Here is a 16,697-nt window from a genome sequence, read left to right as displayed (position 1 = left end):
GATTCGCGCGGCCCCCGCCAGTGGTCTCGGCGGCTTATCCCGGCTCGTGCGTGCCTGATGCGGCCAAGAGATTTAATCAGGCTTTAATAAAATGCTGCGAACGTGCTGTTTGGCTTGTATGAGCACAAGCGTGCCGGTCGCCCGGCGGACGATTTCAGCGCGGCTGGCCGCTGTCATTCCCATGTCCAAGAGCGCGTGAAGCGCCGATCAGCATGTTAGCGGGAATGCCAGACAGGCAGGGGTGGCCAATATGAATGATGTAGCGCCGTCAGACGCGCACATCCGGCTGGGAATGTTCGAGGCCGCGTGCGATATCCTCGCTGCGGCCGTGATGGTGTACGACAAGAACGACTGCCTCGTCTTCGCCAGCCGCCAGGCCCTTCGCTACTTTCCCATTCCCGTCGAAATGCTGACCCCCGGAACCCGCCTGCGCGATGTGCTGGGCGCGATCTTCGACAGCGGCATGCGCTATGGCATCACGCCGGATCAACGACACAAGGCGATCAACCGCGAGGAATGGATCTCCAGCCGCATTTCCGCCCATTGGCGCGAGCAGCACGACGCCGTCGAGCGCGTCGGCCGCGACCGATGGATTCATTTCCGCAAGCGCCGCCTGCCGAGCGGCTACAATGTCAGCACCTTCGTCGATGTGTCCGAGCAGAAGAAGCAGGATGAGCAATGGCGCCTTGACCTCGAGCGCATCGCGCTGACCGAGGATATCCTGGAAACCCTGCCGTCTCCGGTCGTGATCAAGGATCGCAACCTGACCTACATCGCGGCGAACAAGGCTTTCTGCGCGATCTATGGGGCGAGCGCCGAAACCATCGTCGGGCGCTCTTCCTGGGCCTTTGCCGATGCGGAAACCGCCGAGCGGATCGAGCAGGGCGATCGCTCGGTCCTGAAGACCGGCGAACCGACCAGCCTGGCCGAGCACATCATTCGCGCCGACGGTTCCGATCTCTACACCATCACCCACAAGTACCGCATCGGCGCACCCGAACATTACGTCATCGTCACCGTCATGCAGGACGTCACCGCCTATGCGCGCGATCAGGTTGCCGATCTTGCGTCGGCCGACGCGGTGCTGCGCGTGGCCGGCGGCTTCATCGAGGCGCAGAACTGCTTCGATCCCGTTCGCGAGGCCGAACACCGGCTGCTGCTCGATCAGCTGGACCCCGATGAACTGCGGACGATCGCCGGAAAGCGCGTGCTTGTCGTCACGGACAATCCGCATATCGAGGATATTCTGGTTGCAGCACTCAAGGCGCGTGGCGCGGAATGCTGTGCCGTCCGTAGCGTCGCGGAACACCACGCCTTCCTCGCCGCCGCCGCTGCCGGCGGATTGAGCCTCGATTATATTGTCATCGACAGGAACCTGCCGGCGCGCGAGGCCATCGCCGACAATGACTACGGAATTGAAACGCGCCTGATCACGCCCGACGATATCGGGCCGGATTTCATGCGGACGCTTGTCGACAGCCACGAACTCCTGTCGGAGGACGCCTCGCCGCTCGGCGAGATCGTCGTCACGCCGGCAACCTTTGCCGACGACTGGTACATCGCAACCGACATCACGACGATGCTGCCCGGCGCGGTGGGTGACGTCGAGGTGCTGGTGGCGGAAGACAACCAGATCAACCAGTTCGTCTTCTCGCAGATCCTCGAGGGCATGGGCGTCTCGCACCGCATCGCCGAGAACGGGGAGGAGGCGGTCATGCTGTGGCGCAAGCACCAGCCGCGCCTCGTGCTGATGGATATTTCCATGCCGCTGATGAACGGCATCGATGCCGCCAAGGAGATCCGCGACGCGGAGAAGCTGACGGGCACGCGTACGCCCATCGTTGCCGTCACCGCCCAGGCGCTGAACGTGGACATGCAGAACTGCATGGATGCCGGCATGGACGATTACATCACCAAGCCGGTAAGCCCCGACATGATCGAGGCCATCTACCGGCGCTATGTGAACCGAAGGGCGGAGAAATCCGTCGCTTAGATCGGGAGAGGAAGGGTCAACCCCCCATATTTAGGGAGGTTGGTGGGCAGGACTGACGATGCCGCGCTATGCATTTGTTAACGCTCATGGCGCATCGTGAAGCAGTCTCCGGAGGTCGAGTGCAAGTACGGGTAATCATTAATGAAGTCTGCTGATCACGCGGCGCTGGATGTTTCCCAGACTGACCTCCATGCCATGGCCTATACCGACCCGCTGACCGGGCTGGGCAATCTGTACCGACTGCGTGACAAGGTTCGCCAGATCGCCAAGGAGCGCGAGGAGGACCCGGCGCCCTTCGCCATCGGCATCGCCAATCTCGACGGCTTCAAGCCCATCAACGATCTGTTCGGCCCCCGCGCCGGCGACGAGATCCTCTGCCAGGTCGCCCATCGCCTGAAAGCCTGCGTGCCGGATGGCGCCACCGTCACGCGCCATGGCGGCGACGAATTCGCCTTCGTGCTGCCGCTCGTCTTCGAACGCAAGGGCGCGGAGAAGATCGGGCAGATGCTGCGCGAGGTCCTGTCGGCGCCCTTCGATCTGGGCGACCGAAACGTGCGCCTGTCGGCCTCCTTCGGCTTTGCGATCTACCCCTTCGCCGGCGAGGACTTCACCGAACTCCTGAAAAGTGCGGACACCGCGCTTTATCGCTCCAAGCGACGCGGCCGCGGCCAGATCACCGTCTATTCCCAGGAAATCGCCCAGGAAATGAAGCGGGCGACGCAGCTCGAACAGGCGCTGCGCAATGCCATCATCGCCAACGAGGTGGATGTGCATTTCCAGCCGATCGTCAGCCTGCGCGATGATACGGTGGTCGGCTTCGAGGCCCTGGCGCGCTGGTGCGATGCCGATCTCGGCTATGTCTCGCCGGCCGTCTTCGTACCGCTCGCCGAAGAGCGCGGTTTCATCGATGCGCTCTCCGACACGCTGCTGCGCAAGGCTGCCGAAGCGGCGCTTTCCTGGCCGAAGGAACTCTTCCTCTCCTTCAATCTCTCGTCCGCCCAGCTGATGGATCCGAAGACCGCCTTCAACACGCTGGCGATCCTCAACCGCGTGGGGCTGGATCCTCGCCGGCTGGAGCTGGAAATCACCGAAACCGCCGTCATGACGGATGCCGACACGGCCCAGAAGATCGTCTGCGAGCTGCGTGCGGCGGGCGTGCGCATCTCGCTGGACGATTTCGGCACGGGCCAGTCCAGCCTCGGGCGGCTGCGCGATTTCACCTTCGACAAGGTGAAGATCGACCGCGCCTTCGTCTCGCGTATTTCCAACGACAAGGCATCCGAGCACATCATCAAGGCCATCGTCACCATGTGCGAGGGGCTCGATCTGGCCGTCGTTGCCGAGGGCATCGAGGACTTCTCCGAGGCGCTGAAGCTCAAGGCGCTCGGCTGCGGCATGGGGCAGGGCTATTTCTACGGAAAGCCGGCGGACGCGGTGGCGACCATGCGCTACCTTGCCGATCGCTATGTCACCGTCGAGGGCCGCGCCGCATCCTGAGGGTGCGTTTACCAAATCTCAACGCTGTCCATTAGCGGGGCAGCAAGTGTTTCTCACTACCCTGCGTTATGTCGGCAACGATGGGGGTGTGCTGAATGACGACGATCAAGGATATGCCCGTCCGGGCAAGCAATCGTTCCAGCGTGCGGCTTTTCGCGACGGTGAAGATCATGCACCAGTCGACGCGGGCGCGTGTCGTCGATCTCTCGCCCAGCGGCATGGCCTTCGATATCGAAAAACCCCTTCAGGTCATGCCGGGGCAGCTCGTGACGGTCGAGAGCGAGGAGCTTGGTCGCCTCAGCGGCACGGTGCGCTGGTATTCCAACGGCCGTCTCGGCATCCAGTACAAGCTGTCGACCAACGCGCTTGCGCAGATCACGTCCTATTTCCGTTTCTTCCACGAAGAGGTGCGTCCGGTCCTGCGCCGCTGACGCCCGCCATTTCCGTGCACGAAAAAGCCCGGTGGCGCTCGCCACCGGGCTTCTTTCGTTCAGCCTGAGGCTTATTCAGCCGGCTGCGTCGTGGAGGGCAGGGTGCCCGAAGTCGTCGACGACGTGGTCGAATTGTCGACCGGCTGGTTGGCCTGACGCTCGGAGACCTGCTGCGCCTTGGTCTTGAATTCCGGCGCTGCCTGCAGGCTTTCGGCGGTTTCGGTCGTGGTCAGCTTGACGTCGTCCGAATCCGGAACCTGCGTGATCGAGATCTTCTCGAACGGCACGGCAACCCACTTCTCGCCGATACCCAGGAAGCCGCCGACACCGATCACCGCAGCGTCAATGCCGCCGCTCTTTTCCATGATCAGGTCGGAGATCTTGCCGATGCTTTCATCGGCGCTGTTGTAGACCGACTGACCGATATAGGTGTTGGCGCTGATCTGCTCGTCCGACTGGGCGGTCAGATACTCGTCACCGGCAGCGGCGGGAGCTTGGGCCGTGTCTTCGGTCGGGGTCGTGGCCGGCGTTTCGGCCGTGTTCTGGTCAGTCGTTGCGCCGGGGGTCGCAGCGGTGTCGCCGGGGGTCGTGCCCGTGGCGTCATCGTTGGTCATGCCGGGCTGCTGTTCCATCGTCTGGCCGGCTGCGGGCTGGTTGGTGTCCTGTGCATATGCCGCAGGAGCCAGGGCTGCGCCAAGGAAAAGTGCACCAGCGGCAACGGAGGTAAGAAGTTTCTTGCTCATGATAAACCTGCCTTTCGTCTCGTTGGTATCAAGGCGCGGCGGTCTCAAAGTATCCTCCGCACCGGCTGATGCACACACAACGGTGACCCCGGGGTTTGGTTCCGATAAAATTTGCCTCATTTTTGATGTCCGCCATGCAAAAGGAGCGGCTCTTGCCCGAATAGGTCCCGGGCAGCCGCTCCCTCATATCGACGGTCAGGATCGCCCCTAGAGTTTGAAATGCGGCTCGAAACGGCCGTTCACCGTAACGCCCAGCTCGAAGGTCTGGCCGGCATGCGGATCCTTGTCGCGGGCGGCTTTATCCATGCCCTGCCATGCCGATGTCACCAGCAGGCGGTCGGCTTTTGCGCCGATGAAGGCGGGGCAGCTCGACTGCGAGGCCGGCACCAGGTGGCGGGCGATCTTCGTGCCGTCGGGCGTATAGACGTCCACCGCATTGGCGCCCCAGCGCGCGTTCCAGATCAGCCCGTCGGCATCGCAGACCGCACCGTCCACGCCGCCGGGCGTTGCCGACTCGTCGCTCAGCACCTGCGGCGCGCCGGTCGGCAGGCCGGTGGCCGGATCGAGCGTGACGCGCATGAGGTGGTTCACATCCGTGTCGGTGAAATAACCGACGCTGCCATCCGGCGAAAAGCAGATGGCATTGGGAATGGTGATATCGGAGTAAAGCTTCGTTACCCGCTCGCCTGCGACGTGGTAGATCGCGCCGGCATGCGTTTCGGACTTGCGCCCCATCGTGCCGATCCAGAGTGCGCCGGACGGATGCACGCGTCCGTCGTTGGAGCGGTTGCCCGGCTTGTCTTCCAGCCTGGCGAAGGGGCTGAGCTTGCCATCGGCCACCGTGCGGATGAAGAGGCCCTTGTCGGATGCGATGAGCTGCCGCTCGGCATCGATGACGGCCAGCACGCTGCCGAGGAAAGGCAGGTCGTGCACGGTCTTCTTCATGGTGGCGAGCTGCAGCTCATGCAGCTTCTGCCCGATGATGTCGAACCAGAAGGCGGTGTCGGTCGCCGGATCGTAGGTCGGGCCTTCGCCCAGCGCGCTGTCGACATCGCACAGGACGCGGCCGGTAAATGCATGGGTGTCTGTCATCGTTTTCCTCCATAAACGGCATCATAGGCGTCGAGCGTGGCCTTGGCGCGCGTGCGCACCGCGGCGCCGTCCATGCCCACCTTGTAGAGACTGGAGCCGAGGCCGAAGCTGCGGATGCCGATGGCGGCATAATCGCCGAAGTTCTGATCCGACACACCACCCACGGCGGCGATTTCCAGGTCCGGCGGCAGGATGGCGCGGATCGCCTGGATGCCGGACGGGCCGAGCGCGCTGGCCGGGAAGAATTTCAGGCCCGTCGCGCCGGCCCGTGCTGCGGCAAGCGCCTCGGTGGGCGTAAAGACGCCCGGCATCGTGACCATGCCCTTGGCGGCGGCGGTGGAAATGACATCAGGCTCGACGTTTGGGCTCACCATCAGGCGCCCGCCGACATCGGCAAGACGGTTCACGTCCTCGACGGTCAGCACGGTGCCGGCCCCGATGAGGCAGCCCTCCGGCGCCATCTTCACGGCGATCTCGATGGACTTGAACGGCTCCGGCGAGTTCAGGGGGATTTCGATGGCCGTGAAGCCGGCCTCGATCAGCGTGCCGACGACATCCTCCGTCTCGTGCGGCTTCAGGCCGCGCAGGATGGCGATCAACGGGTACTTCATCGGCGGGAAGGGGATGCGGCTCATTGTTGCGACTTTCTTCGAGCGTTCCAGCCGACGAGGTCGGCGACGTTAATGACTAGAGCGACCAGAGGGCCTTTGCGCCGGCGGCAAGGCCGTGACGCACCGCCGTATCGGCATCGATGACGGTAGGCGTGAGGCCGGCGGCGGCCAGCGCCTGTTCGTAGAGCATACCGAGCGAGCCCGACGCGACAAGCGTCACGGGCGTGTCCTTCGCCGCCAGCGACAGGGCGCCGGCGATCTCGAGGCCGATCAGCGTGCCGGACAGACGCGCCTTGGCATCATCAGGTGAAAGCCCCGCAATCAGCGAGCCCGCCCGCACGGAAAACATCTGGCTCGTCGCCAGCGCCGGATTGGCGACCATGCGCGTGACGGCCGCCCGGAAGGCGGCATTGTCGGGAGCGATCGCGCCGGCATCGGCAACCGCGTGGCTGAGGATCGTGTTCTTCGCGATGGCGTCGAACAGTTCGCCCGTCATGAAGGTCGAGAAGCCCTCCACCTTGCCCGCCGAGAGCCGCACCCATTTGCTGTGGGTGCCCGGCATGCAGACGAGATGGTCGCCGTTGCCGAGTTCGGCGGCGGCACCGAGAAGCTGGGTTTCCTCGCCGCGCATGACGTCGGGTGCGGTCGCGTCGCGCTGGGCGAGGCCGGGCAGGATGCGGATATCCGCCGCGACACCGGGCACCCGCACGGCGGCGGCGGGTATGGCGGAAAGGGCAGCCGGCGTGTCGAGATAGCCGGCCTCCACCCATCCCTGCTTCGCGCCGGCCATGCCGCAGATCAGCACGGGCAGGTCCTCGGGCGCGGAAATGGCGGCGAGATGGCTTTGCAGAACCGCGGCAAAGCCGGTGCGGGCTGCGGTCGTCATGCCTTCGCCGCTGCGGCGTTCGGCAAGGACGGTTTCGTCACGGCCGATGAGCCAGAGACGAAAGCTGGAGGTTCCCCAGTCCACGGCCACATAGGCGGCGTCGGTGGGGGAAGCGGTTTGGGTCATCAGAGCATGCCTCCATCGGCAATGAGCGTTTGTGCGGTGATGGCGGCGGATGCGTCCGATGCCAGGAAGAGACAGGGGCCCACCATATCCTCGGCAACGAGGGAGCGCTTCAGGCATTGCCGCGCGATGCCGGCGGCGGCATCGGCCTCGTCGACCCAGAGCCGCTTCTGCCGTTCGGTCAGCACCATGCCGGGCAGGATGGCGTTGACGCGGATATTGTCCGGCCCGAGCTTGCCGGCGAGCGACTTCGTCAGGCCGATGATGCCGGCCTTCGCCGTGGCATAGGCGGGCAGTTCTCCCATATTGAGCAGGTAGGCGATGGAGGAGAAGTTGACGATCGCCCCGCCGCCGGCCCTGCGCATGGCCGGCACGACCGCCTGCGCGGCGAAGAACTGGTGGCGCAGGTTTACCGCCTGGCTCTCGTCCCAGCCATCGGGCTCGATGGCGTCCAGTTCCTGCCGGTCGTCGCGCGCGGCATTGTTGACGAGAACGCGGATGCCGCCGAGCACGGAGATCGCCTCATCGATCGCGCCGCGCAGGGCCGCGATGTCGCGCAGGTCCGCCTTGATGAAATGAGGCCGGTGGGCGGCCGTTTCGGCCAGTTGCGCAACCAGGGCGCGGCTTTCGGTTTCGGCGATGTCGAGAAAGGCCACGCGGGCGCCCTCGGCGCAAAAGGCCGCGACCAGCGCCGCCCCGATTCCCGAACCGCCGCCGGTGATCAGAATGCCCTGTCCCGCCAGGTCCGGATAGCGGCTCGCCATCGTCTCCTCCCATTTAGTTCCATTATTTGGAACTGAGTTTGATTATTCGGAATTATTTCGCTAGGCTGCCGCCCTGTCAAGAGTTGAGCGGAGCGGCGCAGATGGCGACGGAGCAGAAAGACGAGACGGTCGGCACCGGCACGCTGGGCAAGACGATGGCCGTGCTGGAGGCCGTGGCGCTTGCCGAGCGTCCAATGCGGTTCACGGATATCCTCGCGGTCAGCGGCCAGCCACGCGGCACCTTGCACCGCCAGCTGACCCATCTCGTACAGGAGGGCCTGCTGGAGCTTCGGGCCGACCACGTCTATCTGCCGGGCCTGCGCCTCCTGAAACTTGCCTCGGCGAGCTGGGCGCGCAACGAGTTCCGCGCCGTGGCTGCCCCTTTTCTGGAGGCGCTGCACGCGCAGACGGGCGAGACGGTGCATCTCGGCGTGCTGCGTGGCCGCGAGATCATCTATCTCGACAAGGTGGAAAGCCGTCAGGCGGTGCGGATGAATTCGCAGATCGGCAATGCCTCGCCGGTCTATTGCACGGGGGTCGGCAAGGCCGCGCTCTCCACCCTTGATGATGCCGCGCTGGAGGTGATTCTGTCGGGCATCGAATTCCGCCGCTTCACGCCGCAGACGCTTGTCGACCGCGCGGCGCTGCTCGGCGAGCTGGAGGCGGTGCGCCGCAGCGGCGTTGCCTTCGACCGGGAAGAGCACGAGCCCGGCATCCGATGCGTCGCCGCGCCGGTCTGCGATGCCGCCCGCTCCCTGGTCGCCGGCATTTCCGTCACGGGACCGGCTTATCGCGTGGAGCAGGAAAAGCTGGAGGCCTGGGTACCCCTGGTGCGGCAGGCGGCCGGTGGGATCAAGAATGAGTTGGATGCGCGCCTTGGTCCACAACGCTGACGCGATCGCTGATGTACGTAACCGGACAAAACCCATCTTATCACCGCATTTTACGGTAAATTAGAAAATCGCGCTGGACGTGAGCGGAGGGGCTCATTAGCTTCATTGTCGACAAGCCCACGGGCTGCGTCGCTCATCGCGGCTTGAGGCGCGATCCATCGGAAATACTTGCATTGGGATACGGGGGTTCCTGAAGCAAGCAGTGTATCGTGTTGGCAGTCCTGCCGCACTTTCGCATGCGTGCTGAGGGAAGGTGACTATGGCGGATCGACTTCATAGGGATTCTGCGAAGTTTCATCAGCGGTGGGATTCTGGCCCGTCGGCGATGGGATCGGAATCGGATATTGCCGACACTCTGCTGGCCATCGCGCATCGCCATGGCCTCAACGGCTACATCCTGATCAACGTGCCGTCGGAAGCGCCGACGAATTTCTCCTCGCATGTTCTCATGACGTCCTGGCCGAAGGACATGCTGCAGGCCTACGACAATGCGGGCCTCATTTTCGGCAGTCCCGTCATCGAGCATCTGCGGCAGAGCACGACCCCCTTCTCTTACGATGCCGAACGCACCAACCGCCGCCGTGCGGATGGCAAGTCGGAGATCGCCATGCGCCTGTTCGAGGGCCATGGCCTGCCGCGCGGCGCCTATTTTCCGGCGCACAATTCCGCCGGCCTGCGCGGCGCGCTCGCCTTCGGCGGCACGCGTGAGGCTCTGCGGCCCGACGAGATGGCGGAGCTGAATGCCATCGCCAATCTCGTGTTCACCCAGGTTCTCGAACTGCGGGCGCGCCGGCGCGAGAACGTGTCGCTGTCGCGCCGCGAGATCGAGTGCCTGTCCTGGGCCTCGGCCGGCAAGACGAGCGTGGAGATGTCGGAAATCCTCGGTCTCTCGGAATATACCGTGAACCATTACCTGAACCGCGCGACGCGCAAGCTCGACGCGGTCAACCGGGTCCAGGCCGTCGTCAAGGCGATCAGGGCCGGGCTTTTGAACTGATGGGAAGACACCTTGTGACTGTCTGGAATGCGCGTGGTCCCGCTCCAAATGCTCAAGGGGAGAAATGAACAGTGCGGGGCACCAATGACTGCTGACGAAAAAAGCAGCGAGGAATACCAGGTAAACGACGACGCTGCTGAGATTGCCGGGCTGGCGACCCAGTTCGACATCGTGCGCTACATGCGCCGGCGCTGCGAACAGTATGGTCTGAAATATTTCATCGTCTTCAATCTGCCGGGTTTCGAGGCGGAAAAGCTCTCGGCCTATTCCATCGTCAGCAACTGGCCCCAGGAAGTTCTCGCCAAATACGATGCCATGCGCATGGTCCGCCACAGCGTCGGCATCCGTAAGCTGCGGCTGACCACCGTGCCCTTCTCCTACGACATGCGCGATTGGCTCGGCGAGGCGGGCGCGGATCCGGAATTCGGCGACCTGCTCGAAATAATGACCGATCACGGCATGCTGGTCGGCCACTTTTTCCCGGTGCACGATGCGCTCGGCAACCGGGGCGCCGTCGTCTGGGGCGGCGACGATTTCGCGCTCAAGCGCGAAGACCGTCTGATGCTGCAGATGATCTCCGTACACCTGTTCAATCGGCTTGCGGAAATCGGCTCGGCCTGGAAGACCGGCCAGATCGTGCTGACCGAGCGTGAAGTCCAGTGCCTCAGCTGGACCGCTGCCGGCAAGACGAGCCTGGAGATCGCGGAGATCCTGGGATTGTCGGAGCACACCGTCAATCACTACCTCAACCAGGTCACCCGCAAGCTGGAAGCGGTCAACCGCACCCAGGCGGTCGTGAAGGCGATCCGCCGCGGTCTCATTACCTGACGCCGCCATTTTTGCCGCAGGCCTTGAGCCTCCCGTCACAGACAAAGTCGTTGGCGACGGCCCTCGCGTGCACTATCTACGGACAGGGCCGGCGATCGCACGGCGGGGTCTGAAGAGGATGTCATGACGGATGTAAGCAAGGAACAGGTGCTGGAACGGCTGCGCACGGTGCGCGGCCCGGATATGGACGGCAACATCGTCGACATGGGCCTCGTTTCCGATGTCTTCATCTCCGATGGCAAGGCGTACTTCTCCATCACCGTGCCGGCCGAGCGCGCCCGTGAGCTCGATCCCATGCGCGCCGCCGCCGAGCGGGTCGTCAAGGAAATCCCCGGCATCAAGGCCGCCATGGTGGCGCTGACGGCGGACAAGCGCGCGGCGTCGGGTCCGGCTGCCGCCCGCGCTCCGGCCCCGCAGCCGCCCGGCCGCGGCGCTGCGCATGATCATGCTGGCCACGCCCATGCCGCGCCGGGTCAGCCTCCGCAGCGCGCGAAATCCGGCATTCCGGGTGTGGGCGCCATCATCGCGGTCGCCTCCGGCAAGGGCGGCGTCGGCAAATCGACCACCTCGGTCAACCTGGCGCTCGCGCTGAAGGCAAACGGTCTGCGTGTCGGCATTCTCGATGCCGATATCTACGGCCCCTCCATGCCGCGTCTCCTGAAGATCTCCGGTCGCCCCCAGCAGATCGAGGGCCGCATCATCAAGCCGATGGAAAACTACGGCATCAAGGTCATGTCCATGGGCTTCCTCGTCGACGAGGAGGTGGCGATGATCTGGCGCGGACCGATGATCCAGTCCGCGCTCATGCAGATGTTGCGGGAGGTCGCCTGGGGCGAGCTCGACGTGCTCGTCGTCGACATGCCGCCCGGCACGGGCGATGCCCAGCTGACCATGGCGCAGCAGGTGCCGCTGGCCGGTGCCGTCATCGTCTCGACGCCGCAGGACCTTGCGCTCATCGATGCGCGCAAGGGCCTCAACATGTTCTCCAAGGTCGAGGTGCCCGTGCTCGGCATCGTCGAGAACATGAGCTATTTCATCGCGCCCGACACCGGCAACCGCTACGACATTTTCGGCCATGGCGGCGCGCGCAAGGAGGCCGAGCGCATCGGCGTGCCCTTCCTCGGCGAGGTGCCGCTCACCATGGACATCCGCGAGACCTCCGATGCCGGAACGCCGGTCGTGGTTTCCAACCCGGAGGGCGCGGCGGCGAAGACCTATCGCGCGATCGCGACCCGCGTCTGGCAGGAACTCGAAACCGTGCAGGGCAAGGGCGCCCGCGGTGCGCCCGCCATCGTCTTCGAATAGGCTGGCCGGCCGACGCCGCTCGCGGTTGCTGACACCATGATCAAGGCCTCCGATCCTGGCCGCCGGATGTGCGGTCGGGGAGGGGGCCTTGATTTTTATGTTGCGCCGCGCAATATCCCCAGCCTGCCGCGCGCCGGTATGTAACAGGCCGGTATGTAACAGGAGTGTGTGCGATGGTCCGTTTCGGAGCCATTCGCCGGTGATCACCGTCTTCCGTCCCGATGGCGCGGCGCAGGCCCTGCCCGCTGAGACCGATTCCGCCGCCGCGGGGGCCCTTGCGGGTGCCGTGTGGGTCGATCTGGTCGAGCCGAGCCGTGCCGACGAGGCGCTGGCCGAGCGCATGCTCGGCATCGAAATCCCGACCCGCGACGAACTCAAGGACATCGAGCCCTCCAGCCGCCTCTATACGGATGGCAATGCCGCCTACATGACGGCGTCGCTGATGGTGAAGGCCGAAAGCGACCTCCCGTTCCTCACCGACGTCGCCTTCATCCTGACGCCGGAACGGCTGCTGACCGTCCGCTATGCGGAGCCGCGCTCCTTCGAGATATTCCGAACCGCCATGCGCCGCATTCCCGGCGGCTGTTCCTCGCCCACCGTCATGGTGACGCGCCTGCTTGAGACCATCGTGGACCGCACCGCCGAAATTCTCGAGATCGCCGTGACGCGGGCCGACAAGCTCTCGCTCGAAGTCTTCGGGGACAAGCGGCATCTTGCGCGCCGGCCGCCGCGCTACCTGGAGGATCGGGTGGTGCAGGTCTCCGCGCTGCACCGGCTCATCGCGAAGACGCGCGACAGCCTGATGTCGCTGTCACGCGTCCTGACCTTCCTGCATGGCCTGCCCGCGCTGCAGTCCGATCGCGACAGCCTGGAACTCTGCCGCACGGTGACGCGGGATGTGCAGTCGCTGTCCGAGCATGCCAATTTCGTTGCCGGCAACATAACATTCCTGCTGGACGCCTCGCTCGGTCTCATCAGTCTCGAGCAGAATGCGATCATCAAGATCTTCTCGATCGCCTCGGTGGTGCTGTTGCCGCCGACGCTCATCGCCTCCATCTACGGCATGAACTTCGAATTCATGCCGGAACTGCATGTCGCCTACGCTTATCCGCTCACCCTTGTGGCGATGGTCCTGTCGGCGATCCTTCCGTTTTTCTTTTTCCGCTGGAAAGGCTGGCTTTGACGCCTGATCGTCCCATGCACGCAAGTACCGGCAGCGCAGCGCATCCTGAAAGCCGCCCGCGCGCAATGTTTCTTCTGGCGCTCGGCTCGGTCGGCGTCGTCTATGGCGATATCGGCACCAGCCCGCTCTATGCCTTCCGCGAAGCGCTGCGTCCGGTTTCCAGCGATGGCCTCGTGCGCGAGGAGGTGATCGGCCTCATCTCGCTGATGATCTGGACGCTGACGATCATCGTCACCATCAAATACGTGCTCTTCCTGCTGCGCGCCGACAACCACGGCGAAGGCGGAACGCTGTCGCTGCTGGCACTCTTGATGAAGACGGCCGGCAAGCATGCACCCATCCTCTTCTTCATGGGCGCGGCCGGCGCGGCGCTCTTCATCGGCGACGCCATGATCACGCCGGCGCTGTCGGTGCTGTCAGCCGTCGAGGGCCTGACGCTCGTAACACCCGCTTTCGGCGATTATGTCGTGCCCATATCGGTGGTCATCCTGGTGCTGCTCTTTGCCGTGCAGTCGCTCGGCACCGCCGCCGTCTCGAAATTCTTCGGGCCGATCACCGCCATATGGTTCATTGTGCTGGGTCTCGGCGGCATCACGCATATTTCCGATGATCTCGGGATTCTCGCGGCCTTCAATCCCTATTACGCGGTGCATTTCATGGCGACGGAGGGCTATCTCGGCCTCGTCGTTCTGGGTGCGGTCTTCCTGACGGTCACCGGGGCCGAAGCGCTTTATGCCGATCTCGGCCATTTCGGCCGCCGGCCCATTCAGTGGGCGTGGTTCTGCCTGGTCTTCCCGGCGCTCACCCTGAACTATCTCGGGCAGGGCGCGCTGGTGCTGGCCCGGCCGGAAACGATTTCCAACCCGTTCTTCCTGATGTTCCCGAAATGGGCGCTGCTGCCGGTGGTCATCCTCGCCACGGCTGCCACGATCATCGCCAGCCAGGCGGTCATCACCGGCGCCTTCTCGCTTACCCGCCAGGCCATCCATCTTGGCTTCCTGCCGCGCATGGAGATCTTCCACACATCCGAGACGCAGACCGGGCAGATCTACCTGCCGGCCGTCAACACCGTCCTGCTACTCGGCGTCATGCTGCTGGTCTTCCTCTTCGGTTCCTCCGAATCGCTCGCCACCGCCTACGGCATCTCCGTGACCGGCGCGATGGTCGTGACGACGGTACTCGCCTTCGAATTCCTGCGTGCACGCTGGCACTGGAAGCCTCTCACCGCTGCCATGGTGCTTCTGCCGCTCTTCCTGCTGGAGCTGACCTTCCTCGGCGCGAACCTGCTCAAGATCCATGACGGCGGCTACGTCCCGGTCGCCATCGCCGCCGGTGTGGTGGTGATCATGTGGACGTGGACGCGCGGCACACGCATCCTGCGTGACAAGACGCGCCGCATCGAGGTGCCGATGTCGGCCTTCGTGAAGTCGCTGGAAAAGCACAGCACGCATGCCCCCGTGCAGGTTCCCGGCACGGCGATCTTCCTGACGAGCGATCCGGATTTCGCACCCGCGGCCCTGTTGCACAACATCAAGCACAACCACGTCCTGCACGAGCAGAACTTCGTGCTGACCATCACGACGGCCAACAAGCCGCGCGTGGCTCCGGCCGACCGCTTTACCGTGGAGCGCATCTCCGAGCGCTTCTCGCGCATCGAGATGCGGTTCGGATTCATGGAAACGCAGAACGTCTCGCAGGCGCTCGGCGTGATGCGCAAGGCGGGGCACAAGTTCGACATCATGTCGACCTCGTTCTACCTCGGCCGCCGCAAGCTGGTGCCCGATGCGCAGTCCGGCATGCCCATGTGGCAGGACCGCCTGTTCATCGCCCTTGCCGATCTCGCCACCGACCCTTCCGACTATTTCCGCCTGCCGACGAATCGCGTGGTGGAACTCGGATCGCACGTCGTCATCTGAGCCGCCGGTCGGCCATATTCGCGACCTTCTGACAAAAACGTGAAGGGGAGGCCCGTGCCTCCCTCCAACCATTTATCAGCATTAACCAACCATCAAGGTTAATGCTTCATTTTACCCTGACAGCGAGCCGCTTCGGGCCCGTGCCTCGGCGCGGCTTGGCTCCCATACAAAAATATCCGGGCAGCAAGGCACGCCGGTCGTTCATCGGCGCGGTCGCCCGTACATGCGTGCGGAGTAGTCAGTTGCGTAAGCGTAACATTCGTCATGCCGGGGCAGGCCGCTTCTTCGACTATCTGAAGCGGGAATGGAAAATGCCTTTGGTCCTGGCCGCCGGCCTCGTCGCCAGCGTGCCGACCCAGGCCGCGCATACCGACCTTGCCACCTATCTGGCGGGGCTCAACCGCAAGGGCGGCAACCAGAACATGGTGCTCACCCGTTCGCCCGCCGGCTCGGTGCATGAAATCGAAATCTCCTTTGCCGATGCGATGATCACCGGCGGCGTCGAGAGCGGGGCGGGTGTCGACCTGCCCGATGGCGGCAAGGCGGCGCTGCGCAGCGAACACAAGGGCCAGGGTGGCATTCCCGACGAGGACCGTATCAACCGCCGCGACAAGAAGGGCCGTATCGTCGCGGTGATGCCGGTCAGCCCGCCGAAGGACTTCACCGCCGGCTCGATCCTGGAACGCACGTCCTCGCTTCTGTCGCCGGTCTTCAACGACGGTCAGCGCATGGTCTTCGCGCGGGCCGACATTCGCGGCAAGGAAATCCAGATCGCCACGGCGTTCTACAAGAAGACGCCGGTCCGCAAGAACCCCGGCGTATCGCCCGTCATCGCCGATCTCGTCACCAGCGACAAGGCCGATATCCTCGCGACCGCCTATGCCCGCGTCGAGCCGGATTATGCGCGGGAATCGCCCTTCGATTCGATCCTGAAGCCGAAGGACGAGACCGGCCGCTTCATCCCGGAAATCGCGCCGGAGGATCATGCCTGGGCCGCGACCGCGCTGCCACCGGGCGTCTTCACCGAGAAGGAACAGAAGTGCCTGGCGGAGGGCGTCTATTTCGAAGCGCGCGGCGAAGAGCTGAAGGGCCAGGCCGCCGTCGCCCAGGTCATCCTCAACCGCGTGCGCAATCCCGCCTATCCCGATACGATCTGCGGCGTGGTCTACCAGAACCAGAACTGGCGCAACCGCTGCCAGTTCTCCTTCGCCTGCGACGGTATTCCCGATCTCATCCTGTCGCCCTGGCACTGGAAGACGGCCAAGGAAATCGCCATGGCGGTCACGGCCGGCAAGATCTGGATCGACGAGGTCGGCTCCTCGACCCACTATCACGCCACCTACGTCAAGCCGCCGTGGGGCCGGACCATGCAGCGCGTGGCAAAGATCGGCAAGCACATCTTCTACCGCACCTATGGCGGTGGCTGGAGCTGAGC

General features: G+C 64.3%; 15 protein-coding genes. 10 read left to right on the top strand and 5 right to left on the bottom strand.

Annotated features, from left to right (window positions below; all coding sequences use genetic code 11):
• The first annotated feature begins 250 nt into the window (after positions 1-250).
• From B5M41_RS16245 to B5M41_RS16235, 3 genes are all read left to right on the top strand, one after another.
• Positions 251-1,993: a response regulator gene (locus tag B5M41_RS16245; RefSeq protein ID WP_134648943.1), complete on the top strand. Its 1,743-nt coding sequence runs from the start codon at positions 251-253 to the stop codon at positions 1,991-1,993.
• 141 nt (positions 1,994-2,134) lie between these two features.
• Positions 2,135-3,490 (top strand): putative bifunctional diguanylate cyclase/phosphodiesterase, encoded by a 1,356-nt coding sequence (locus B5M41_RS16240; RefSeq protein ID WP_134648942.1) that lies wholly within the window; start codon positions 2,135-2,137, stop codon positions 3,488-3,490.
• Positions 3,491-3,585: 95 nt separating this feature from the next.
• Complete coding sequence (locus B5M41_RS16235) at positions 3,586-3,921, top strand: PilZ domain-containing protein (protein WP_134648941.1); 336 nt, start codon at positions 3,586-3,588, stop codon at positions 3,919-3,921.
• Positions 3,922-3,992: 71 nt separating this feature from the next.
• Here the strand turns inward: B5M41_RS16235 and B5M41_RS16230 are convergent, their stop codons facing one another.
• The 5 genes from B5M41_RS16230 to B5M41_RS16210 all read right to left on the bottom strand — a co-directional run bounded on the left by B5M41_RS16230 (position 3,993) and on the right by B5M41_RS16210 (position 8,140).
• The gene (locus B5M41_RS16230) at positions 3,993-4,664 is read right to left on the bottom strand and encodes a PRC-barrel domain-containing protein (RefSeq protein ID WP_134648940.1); all 672 of its coding nucleotides are present in this window, start codon (positions 4,662-4,664) and stop codon (positions 3,993-3,995) included.
• A 207-nt stretch (positions 4,665-4,871) separates the two neighbouring features.
• On the bottom strand, positions 4,872-5,756 hold the full coding sequence (locus B5M41_RS16225; RefSeq protein WP_134648939.1) for an SMP-30/gluconolactonase/LRE family protein: 885 nt from the start codon (positions 5,754-5,756) through the stop codon (positions 4,872-4,874).
• Positions 5,753-6,391, bottom strand: coding sequence for a 2-dehydro-3-deoxy-6-phosphogalactonate aldolase (locus tag B5M41_RS16220; RefSeq protein ID WP_134648938.1), 639 nt, complete (start codon positions 6,389-6,391; stop codon positions 5,753-5,755). Before B5M41_RS16220 ends, B5M41_RS16225 begins: the two co-directional genes overlap by 4 nt.
• 52 nt (positions 6,392-6,443) lie before the next feature.
• Positions 6,444-7,379, bottom strand: coding sequence for a 2-dehydro-3-deoxygalactonokinase (locus tag B5M41_RS16215; RefSeq protein WP_134648937.1), 936 nt, complete (start codon positions 7,377-7,379; stop codon positions 6,444-6,446).
• The gene (locus B5M41_RS16210; RefSeq protein WP_134648936.1) at positions 7,379-8,140 is read right to left on the bottom strand and encodes an SDR family NAD(P)-dependent oxidoreductase; all 762 of its coding nucleotides are present in this window, start codon (positions 8,138-8,140) and stop codon (positions 7,379-7,381) included. The genes B5M41_RS16215 and B5M41_RS16210 overlap by 1 nt, the downstream gene beginning before the upstream one ends.
• Before the next feature lie 101 nt (positions 8,141-8,241).
• Between B5M41_RS16210 and B5M41_RS16205 the strand changes: the two genes are divergently transcribed.
• From B5M41_RS16205 to B5M41_RS16175, 7 genes are all read left to right on the top strand, one after another.
• Positions 8,242-9,033, top strand: coding sequence for an IclR family transcriptional regulator (locus B5M41_RS16205; protein ID WP_209020867.1), 792 nt, complete (start codon positions 8,242-8,244; stop codon positions 9,031-9,033).
• A gap of 325 nt (positions 9,034-9,358) precedes the next feature.
• On the top strand, positions 9,359-10,030 hold the full coding sequence (locus B5M41_RS16200) for a helix-turn-helix transcriptional regulator (RefSeq protein ID WP_230640137.1): 672 nt from the start codon (positions 9,359-9,361) through the stop codon (positions 10,028-10,030).
• A gap of 84 nt (positions 10,031-10,114) precedes the next feature.
• Positions 10,115-10,858 (top strand): LuxR family transcriptional regulator, encoded by a 744-nt coding sequence (locus B5M41_RS16195; RefSeq protein WP_167719018.1) that lies wholly within the window; start codon positions 10,115-10,117, stop codon positions 10,856-10,858.
• Between the two features lie 123 nt (positions 10,859-10,981).
• Positions 10,982-12,163 carry an Mrp/NBP35 family ATP-binding protein gene (locus B5M41_RS16190; protein WP_134648933.1) on the top strand — a complete coding sequence of 394 codons (1,182 nt, stop codon included), beginning with the start codon at positions 10,982-10,984 and terminating at the stop codon, positions 12,161-12,163.
• A 199-nt stretch (positions 12,164-12,362) separates the two neighbouring features.
• Complete coding sequence (locus B5M41_RS16185; protein WP_413713175.1) at positions 12,363-13,346, top strand: magnesium transporter CorA family protein; 984 nt, start codon at positions 12,363-12,365, stop codon at positions 13,344-13,346.
• Positions 13,347-13,360: 14 nt separating this feature from the next.
• A complete protein-coding gene (locus B5M41_RS16180; RefSeq protein ID WP_167719015.1) occupies positions 13,361-15,262 on the top strand; it encodes a potassium transporter Kup in 1,902 nt (633 codons plus the stop codon).
• 311 nt (positions 15,263-15,573) lie between these two features.
• Positions 15,574-16,695, top strand: coding sequence for a cell wall hydrolase (locus B5M41_RS16175; protein ID WP_134649036.1), 1,122 nt, complete (start codon positions 15,574-15,576; stop codon positions 16,693-16,695).
• Positions 16,696-16,697 lie beyond the last annotated feature (2 nt).

The sequence above is a fragment of the Shinella sumterensis genome (assembly GCF_004514425.2).
Classification (GTDB): Bacteria; Pseudomonadota; Alphaproteobacteria; order Rhizobiales; family Rhizobiaceae; genus Shinella; species Shinella sumterensis.
This window is presented reverse-complemented; position numbering and strand designations above follow the sequence as displayed.